Raw genomic sequence first — 8187 nt, 5'->3', positions numbered from 1 at the left:
GTACACGTTTCAAATGCTACCCGGGTCCCTTTTCAAGTGTTAGCTACAATTGGGAATACGACAGGCATTTGATAAGCCTGTTGTATTAATACAAGAGAAAGGCACTCCTAAAATATTTGATATTGCTCCTTTGAGATATCTTGAATATTCAAAAGAGATGAAATATCATGAAGTTCTGGAAAGCCCAAAAAGTCTACAAGAAGCCATTGAAGCAACTAAAGCGGCAGAAGGAGATTCTGGAAATATAAATTCTATTGTAAAGTTAATGGCCTTAAGTTCTCCTGCTATTATACCCAATCTTGACAATTCTAATAAAGAAGTACTTGCTTTAGATGTTATGCGTTCACAAATGAATGACCTGAAAATGATGATGGAAATGATGGTACACGAGGGGCGAAAAGGTATATCTAGGCGTAGCTCAATTGCAGCTATTGAGTATGAACGAATTGTTAATAAATTAGATAAAATTTCTTCTTTGAAAATGGATATAGAACAAGCTGATCGAGAATATACAAAGTTAATGCGTGATACAGAGGAAATCATGATGAATTGTGGGGGAGAGTTAGATCATCGGATGTTCAAATATTTAATGGATAAAATTTATCGACAAAGAGAAGAGTATTTTTCAACTCGATAAAATGTCGCTAAAATTATATTCTTCCGTCAGCCACTCGTTCCCGATGCACGGATGCAAAGGTAGCGTATGGCTTTGAAGGCATTGGCAAGGTCGGGCGGCAGAGCCGTTTCGGGCAGAATCTTCCTCAAACCTGTTTGAGCGTATTCAGCCCGAAAACCTTGCCACTGCCTGCCACACGCTTAAAAAGGCATCCGGCAACGGAAACAAGCGACTGACGGAAAATCAGAGAATATAGAGGAACGGCTTACAGACGAAGCAGGATATTGGTGCTTCATCCGTAAGCCGTTCCTTTTTTCTTTTGTCGGAAGTCCATTGCTCCGCAATTATAGGGCATCCGGCAAACTGCGCTCCTTCAAGAAAATCATGTACCTGTCAGCCGATAGGCAGAGCGGTAGCCGTCAGCAAGCATCCTTTCGATGTCGGATTCACGGTAGAGGATTTTACCGCCCAACTGGATATAGGCTATGCGCCCTTCGTTACGGTAGTCCTGAAGTGTCCGGCGGCTCACTTTCAGCCGTGCCGACACCTCCTTGTCGGTGAAGAAACGTTCACCGCCCAATGTCGGGCGGTAATTGGCGGTCAGATGCTCGAAGCCGTCAAGCAGACGGTCAAGACTGCCCATGAAGTGGATTATCCACTCGCTGTCCTTGTTAATCAGTTCATTCATAAACATTGGATTTAGTGTGATTACTATACTTAATGATTAAATAGTCCTGCCTTTGAATTTCGCTTCTTTTCGCCTGTCCTCCACAACGGAGACTATACGCTGCACATCTTCTGGACGGTAATATGTCTTGTGGTTTATCTGCGAGTAAGCCAGCGTGCCGTTATCCCGCAGGGTCTGTAACGTGCGGGGACTGATGTTGAGCATCCGGCACACGTCCTGATTGTCCATCCACTCGCTCATTGTCTTTTCTCCATGCCGCCGGCAGATTGCATCCATGCGGCTGACGAAACGGTCGAACGTGGTGACCATCGCCTCAAAAGTCTTTCTTTCGATTGATACGATTTCCATATACTTTTCTTTTGATGTTATTGTTCCTTTTACCGCAAAGGAACACATAATACGTTATCCGACAATGGCTTCTCTGAAAGTGGCAGCGTATTGCGCTGATACGGCAGCCATTGTCCGTGGACATCATACAGAAACGGCTCTTTTCGCATGAATGCTAATCCAACGGAAAGGCTGGCTATTTCATAATCCGATTATTTAATAGTTCTCTATATAGTTGTGTGGTGAAACAAAGTTTTGGTTGTTTGGAGAGTGACAACATTACGTCATGAAATCATTGAATCAATGTATCACCAAATTGTCGGACAACTATTGGCTTATTTTCTTCAATATCCGGTTTGACAGCTATTCGGTAAATCCTTTTGACAAGTATTTGAATTTCTCGGTTTTCATGTATTCAGGTCTTTCATCTTTTAAATCATTGTTCGATTAAATCAGGTGGTTCCGCCCTGAATTTGAATGATATCTGCCCAATCCGTCACAGACGGATTTTAGTGTTCACATGAACACAGCAAGATGTCTTTTCAGCCGCCCAAAACGTTTTGAGCAGCCACGAAAAGCACTTGCCCCTGCAGGGGGCTGGGCTTACCCTCCAAAGTCGGGAAGCCTTGTAAACCTACGGTGTCTGTGTCACAAGGAGGATGAGTTGAAACAGTTGAAGTCCGAACTTGCCGCACTCGACCGCAAGATACAGTTGGAGCTTGCACCGCCCACGCCCGAAGTCGCCGAAAAAGAAAAGGATGGACAGGAAGTCAAACCAGATGCGGAAGGTGTACGGAGCATATCGCCACAACAAACCGATGATGTCCCGCAGATACGCAGCCCGGTGAATGAACGAAGTCCGTCGAGCAATTTCATTGCCGACCATGTCATCATCGGACGACCGGGTTTTCAGATCAAGGATGATAACCGTCCGAAAGGGATAAAAATATAACTTTTATTGTGGGCAGTAACGTCATTGTTTTCGTTACTGCCCACAATAACAAATAATCCTTATCGCTTTTGGATATTGGCTGATAGAAGTTGGTACAGACAAATTTAACAAAATAGAACAAAAAAAGTAACTACTCAGCTATGCAAAGTCGTTGAGTATCAACTCTATTGCACGAGGTCAATCTTGCGTAATGCCCGATTTTCATCGAAATATAGTAAATCAACAAGTTTGCTACTGTTGATAATCAAGCATTTGGGCACATTTAGATACCTGAGTAGTTACACAAAAAAGCAATGCAATTTTTTTATACGTTGCACACTGATTTCTTATTTTGCAGAATTACAGCGAACAAGTTTCTCTTTCGTTTTGCAAATCTACTTGCAGTGTAATCTGTTTGCTTCTTAATATTATAGATGAAATTATAGCAACAATCAAAGCAAACACGGCAATACCTATAAATGACACATGCAAACCGTAGCGTTTTCCTATGAATCCGATTATAACCGGACCAAGAAGTATGCCGGAATATCCAAGAGCATTAATAAAACTAATGATGTTGTGTACTGCCATCCCTTTTATGTGGGCCGCAAAAGATACTAATTGAGGAACTACATTGGCCGCACCACAACCGACCATAGCAAAACCAGCTACAGAAGCGATCGCACTATCAATTGATACCACAATCAGGAAACCAGCGGAAATAAGTAATGCCCCTCCGCTAATCACAGTCCTTCGTCCAAATCGATCGACGATCTTGTCGCCGCAAAGTCTCATAATAGTCATTGCTATGGCAAAAGCGGTATAGAAAAATCCGGCCACGGACATGTCAATGCCACGCTCTTGACTAACAAAAATTGCTGACCACCCCATTACAGCACCTTCCGACGCATACATGATAAAACATAACAAACCGACCACTATCACCATAGGTGGAATATAAAATTTCTTATTCACATCCTGTTTCGGATGGTCGTTGCTTTTAAGTACCTTTGAGGATAGAAGGTCACGGCATCCGGCCATCATCGCAGCCAATACCAATATCATAAATATTACGACCGACCACATAGGGATTATTCCGAATGCGAAAAGAGAACTCATCACACCGGCACCGATGAGCGTACCAAGTGAATAACCCCCATGAAATCCTGACATCAGATGTTTTCCTGTCTGACCTTCAACTGCAACACCATTCACATTAGCAGCAACATCGATGGTGATAGTACAACCGCCGAATACCAATAACATTATAGCCGTCAGGGTGAAGTTAGCCAATAGGCTTATCGTCAATAGAGAAAAAGCCATTAAAAATCCGGAGAAATAAACTACTCGTTTTGCGCCAAATCTCACACATAGCCAACTTGATAGAGGAAGTGCTATTATTGAACCCAACCCGGTACAAAGCATCAGAAGTCCTAAGGAAGCTTCGTCCAAACTAAATGCACGTTTAACATACGGTACAAGAGGTGCCCATGCAGCCTCAAGACAACCTATGACGAGAAAAGCGGTGCGATTTGCGATAATTGGATGTTTACTCATCGTTTAAAGGTATAAGAAAAGCGCACATTTTGAATATGTGTGCGCCTTTGAAAATGATTAGATTGTTTTATTATTCTGCTATATTACCCTTTCTAAAGTCAGCGACAGGTTTATCTGTCAGAGATACTTCGGTGAATAGGCAGGTGTGTTCATTATCCTTAGGACTCTGTGAACTGATGCCTATAAGCAATTTTTCAGGAAAGTCATTCTTATAGAGTCGGGCCATACGCCATATTTTACCATCTTCTGAGAAATAGCTACCAAGGGTTGTGCCATCGGAGGATAATCTCATATAAACGTATGGAGCCGTGATTGCCTGATGGTTATTGTCATCAGAGGTGCCTAATGTGCGAACTGACACCACTCGGTGATCGCCATACTCATCCTGCTCGAAACATAGTTTTTGACAATGTGTGTCGTTTTCATAAGCATATATCACCCCTGCCGAATAAGTTCCGGTTTCAGTGAATTCAGGCTGTACTTTAGCCGTGAAAGTGAAAGGTTTGGTGTTGTCAACCTCTGTGAAGATGACCGCAGAGTTATTGACTACGCTTCCATCCGGGGAACGGAAATAATCAGTTTGAGGACCGGCCACAAATTTGAGCGTGTCGCCAAGAAGTGTGATGCCATTCTCTCCGCCGTTTTTCGACTTTGTAAAACGAATTCCTCCTACATTGATGTCGCATGTGGCGAGTTCAACGTTTTCTGTTGTAGCTTTCTTGTCAGAATTTCCCGCTTTTTTCTCTGGTTCTTTCTGGGTGCATCCAGCCATTGCAAGACTTGCAATGATTGCGATAAATACTAATTTTTTCATTATGATATTGATTTGATTATTATTAAATTGCAATTTTCTTGTGATTTATTTGCGGTTGCAAAGTTAGATAGAACAAAAGATGTGCACAATACTGATTTCTAACCAATTTTCGCATCAATAGCAATAGGAATCAACTATTATTTGTTGAATATCAATCCTCTACGGCCTACTACCAACGAATTATCAGGAACATCTTGGGTTATGGTACATCCATGTGACATGACACAACCATTACCAACACTAAAGCTACCCGCGACAATTATAGTTCCTGTACCAAAAACACAACGATTGCCTATTCTTGCTCCCGGAAACAAAATAAGTTCTCCTCTTATGATATTATTATCTCCGATATAGATGTCATCACCTACTCCTGTGCAATAAATAGAAGCTCCGTGTGTAAGAGAAACGCCTTTACCAAAATGAATTGGCACAGAACTAAAAATACGTTCACATTCATTTTGCAGAACTGTTATGCCTGCTTCCAATTCTAATTTACCAGCAAATTGATTCATCTTTTTCGCTTTTATATGCCCGCAAAATTACGAACCAATAATAACTGGTACAACACTGATTTTTAACCAATCATAAAGCAAGAGGGCTCATTAAATAAGATTCATTCTTAATGCGATTTCTACAGCAGCCGCAGTATTAGCGACTTTTAATGAAGCTAAAATATCCTGACGATGGCGATTAACGGTATAAACGGAAATATTTAGGTTGTCTGCAATCTGTTTACTGGGCACCCCTTTCGCTATTAGTGATAGTATTTCAAGTTGTCGCCGACTAAGGATTTTTCGGTCGCATGCTTCGTACACGTTTCGTCTAATGGTTTCTCCTGTCACGAGATTTACAATAATACCGTCTTGTTTGTTATGAGAACCAAAGTATGGAGAATAAGTGCATAGACCGAGAATGACACTTCCACCGTTGCTACAACTAAAATATCTCGTTGTATGTAATATTTTTATTGTCTCATTACTCCCTGTCCGATAGAAACTGATGATACACGAAGCCGAGAAATTTGTCTTTTCATTTATGGGAAGTTCTTTTATAAAGTTGAAGAAACGAAGTTCGAGTATATGACGTTGAATAAGCTCTTCTTCATTCGCGTGGCTGAAAACGGTATTTTCAAAGGCAGATGTATGGTCAACCATATATTCCGGGAAGTCCATTATAGTTTGACCGAATCTGCCAGAATATATATGACATTCGTTGTTTTGAAAATCTGACACAACTGCTATACCTTCTGTTGCAAGAGCATAACCATTTGCGCACGCTCTTGCTTGAGCAAGCATAAATTCCTTATTTTCAGCATCTTCAAACTGCTGCTCAGTCAGAAGTGATTTTAGTTGATGTTCCTGTTCCATAGTGAATTGGTTAATTTTCACCATTGCGGGATTGCGCCAATAGTCCTAATTTTGCCACAAAATTACGAATAATAAATGATTCAAAGATGAAAAGAACCGTTTTATATGGAGCATTTCTTGTTGGATGCCTCTCTTTAGCTGCATGTCAGCAGCACAAAGAGTCCAAAACAAGTGAACCGGATTTGACCGGTAAAGTGGCTGAAACAAGCCAAATCACAGACTGTGAGATAAAAGTGGGAGATGTCACTTTTACCAAATCCATCAATGGCGCAGATACATGTGTAACCATACTTGCAGACGGAGGATTGGAATTCAACTGTCCCGGAGGACTTGACTTCTTCTGTGATCCTAACGAGGGTAAGCTGTCCAACAATACACTGCCTGTGTTACTGATTCCGACCGATAATACAAAGCCATTCACGCTGACAGCTAAAGTAACCCCTGAGTTTACCTCTGATGGACTTTACAATGCCGCCGATCTTTTTGTGTATGTCAACGATACACTTTGGCAGAAACTTGCCTTTGAGCAGGACGAATATGGTAACCACCGCATCGTAACGGTACGAACACAAGGTACATCGGATGACAATAACCATGATAAGATAGACGCAAAATCAGTCTATATGAAAATATCTTCTGATACTCACACTATCGCCAGCTACTATTCATTAGACAAAAAAGAGTGGCATATGGTGCGTCTGTATCGTAATGAATATCCCGATCAAATATATCTCGGCATCAGCAGCCAGTGTCCGCAACATGGTGGATGCACAAGCATTATCGAAGATATAACTCTTAGTCATGACAACGTAGGAGATTTCCGTATGGGTGAATAAATGTAAAGGATATGAGCAAACGAATTTTGATTTTAACCGGCAGCCCACGACGGGGAGGTAACAGCGACCTTATGGCGGACGCTTTTGCGAAAGGAGCATCCGAAGCGGGCAACAGTGTTGTGCAGTTTAATACTGCGCATAAACATATCCAAGGATGCAGAGCTTGCGATCATTGTTTTAGCAAGGAGAATAAAGCCTGTATTTTTAATGATGATTTCAATGAACTGGCATCTTTGATGGCAGAAAGTGATGTCATCATATTCTGTACCCCTCTTTATTGGTACTCGTTTCCTACCCAGATAAAAGCTGCCATAGACAAGTTTTATTCTTTCATCATAGGTAAAAAAGATGTGCCTATTAAGGAATGTATGCTTCTTTCGTGTGGAGAGTTGGAAGACCCACATGTATTTGACGGTATAGTGCGTTCCTTTGAACTCATTGCGCAAGATAGGGGATGGAAAAACAGAGGCCATTATCTTGTAAATAGTGTCAATGAAAAGGGGGCTATTTCAAATACCGAACATCTACAAAAGATATATGATATCGGAAAGAAATTTTGAATTGTCTATTGAGGATGTTCTATAATCCAATTTGATATAGCATCTTTATTAGACTGAGCTTCAAAGACCATACAGCCCGTAAGCCTATAAAGACCTACGGGCTGTATTATCAATAATCAATGGCAATAACGCATGAATCGACATAACGCTGAAACAAGACACTTCCGTATGCTGACTTCCATAGGCTATCTACTAATAGCTTTGCTGGTAGGCGGCATCATGTACACATGGCTTGGCGAATGGCGAGACATGGAGGGGCTGGAAGCCAAAAACCGAGAGATCGATGAATTTCGAAAAGAGGTAAACAATATTCATATTCATTTGATAGAGTTTTCTTTATTAGGTGAAACGATATTGGAATGGGATGATGAAGATTTAGGACTTTACCATGCTCGGCGTATGACAATGGACAGTATGCTTTGTCGGTTCAAAGCTATCTATCCGGTAGAACTGTAGCTAACACTTGAAAAGGGACCCGGGTAGCATTTGAA

Annotated in this window: 9 protein-coding genes and 2 pseudogenes; 5 read left to right on the top strand and 6 right to left on the bottom strand. The window is 41.4% G+C overall.

Going from position 1 to position 8187, the window contains the following annotated elements; all coding sequences use genetic code 11:
• The first annotated feature begins 49 nt into the window (after window positions 1-49).
• The gene (locus DW800_RS19135) at window positions 50-637 is read left to right on the top strand and encodes a hypothetical protein (RefSeq protein WP_207814341.1); all 588 of its coding nucleotides are present in this window, start codon (window positions 50-52) and stop codon (window positions 635-637) included.
• A 361-nt stretch (window positions 638-998) separates the two neighbouring features.
• On the opposite strand, the gene DW800_RS19125 is transcribed toward DW800_RS19135, so the two are convergent.
• Together DW800_RS19125 and DW800_RS19120 are read right to left on the bottom strand one after the other, a co-directional pair.
• Window positions 999-1304: a helix-turn-helix domain-containing protein gene (locus tag DW800_RS19125; protein WP_005679684.1), complete on the bottom strand. Its 306-nt coding sequence runs from the start codon at window positions 1302-1304 to the stop codon at window positions 999-1001.
• 36 nt (window positions 1305-1340) lie between these two features.
• The gene (locus DW800_RS19120; RefSeq protein WP_008761213.1) at window positions 1341-1652 is read right to left on the bottom strand and encodes a helix-turn-helix domain-containing protein; all 312 of its coding nucleotides are present in this window, start codon (window positions 1650-1652) and stop codon (window positions 1341-1343) included.
• Between the two features lie 631 nt (window positions 1653-2283).
• Between DW800_RS19120 and DW800_RS20005 the strand changes: the two are divergent.
• Window positions 2284-2583: pseudogene (locus tag DW800_RS20005) on the top strand (DNA methylase); the annotation flags it as partial.
• A gap of 339 nt (window positions 2584-2922) precedes the next feature.
• Here the strand turns inward: DW800_RS20005 and DW800_RS19110 are convergent.
• The 4 genes from DW800_RS19110 to DW800_RS19095 all read right to left on the bottom strand — a co-directional run bounded on the left by DW800_RS19110 (window position 2923) and on the right by DW800_RS19095 (window position 6300).
• Window positions 2923-4119 (bottom strand): MFS transporter, encoded by a 1197-nt coding sequence (locus DW800_RS19110; RefSeq protein WP_005678306.1) that lies wholly within the window; start codon window positions 4117-4119, stop codon window positions 2923-2925.
• A gap of 70 nt (window positions 4120-4189) precedes the next feature.
• On the bottom strand, window positions 4190-4933 hold the full coding sequence (locus DW800_RS19105) for a DUF1349 domain-containing protein (RefSeq protein WP_005678305.1): 744 nt from the start codon (window positions 4931-4933) through the stop codon (window positions 4190-4192).
• Window positions 4934-5070: 137 nt separating this feature from the next.
• A complete protein-coding gene (locus tag DW800_RS19100; protein WP_117704155.1) occupies window positions 5071-5445 on the bottom strand; it encodes an acyltransferase in 375 nt (124 codons plus the stop codon).
• A gap of 90 nt (window positions 5446-5535) precedes the next feature.
• Window positions 5536-6300, bottom strand: coding sequence for a response regulator transcription factor (locus tag DW800_RS19095; RefSeq protein WP_227224610.1), 765 nt, complete (start codon window positions 6298-6300; stop codon window positions 5536-5538).
• Window positions 6301-6386: 86 nt separating this feature from the next.
• Here DW800_RS19095 and DW800_RS19090 point away from each other — a divergent pair, with 86 nt between their 5' ends.
• The 3 genes and pseudogenes from DW800_RS19090 to DW800_RS19080 form a co-directional block, all read left to right on the top strand.
• Window positions 6387-7136, top strand: coding sequence for a DUF1349 domain-containing protein (locus DW800_RS19090; protein ID WP_005678300.1), 750 nt, complete (start codon window positions 6387-6389; stop codon window positions 7134-7136).
• A gap of 11 nt (window positions 7137-7147) precedes the next feature.
• On the top strand, window positions 7148-7696 hold the full coding sequence (locus DW800_RS19085; protein WP_057087076.1) for a flavodoxin family protein: 549 nt from the start codon (window positions 7148-7150) through the stop codon (window positions 7694-7696).
• Between the two features lie 132 nt (window positions 7697-7828).
• Window positions 7829-8146 (top strand): annotated as a pseudogene (locus DW800_RS19080) (hybrid sensor histidine kinase/response regulator); the annotation flags it as partial.
• Between the last annotated feature and the right edge of the window lie 41 nt (window positions 8147-8187).

Source organism: Bacteroides sp. AM32-11AC (assembly GCF_003603515.1).
Taxonomy (GTDB): Bacteria; Bacteroidota; Bacteroidia; order Bacteroidales; family Bacteroidaceae; genus Bacteroides; species Bacteroides uniformis.
This window is presented reverse-complemented; position numbering and strand designations above follow the sequence as displayed.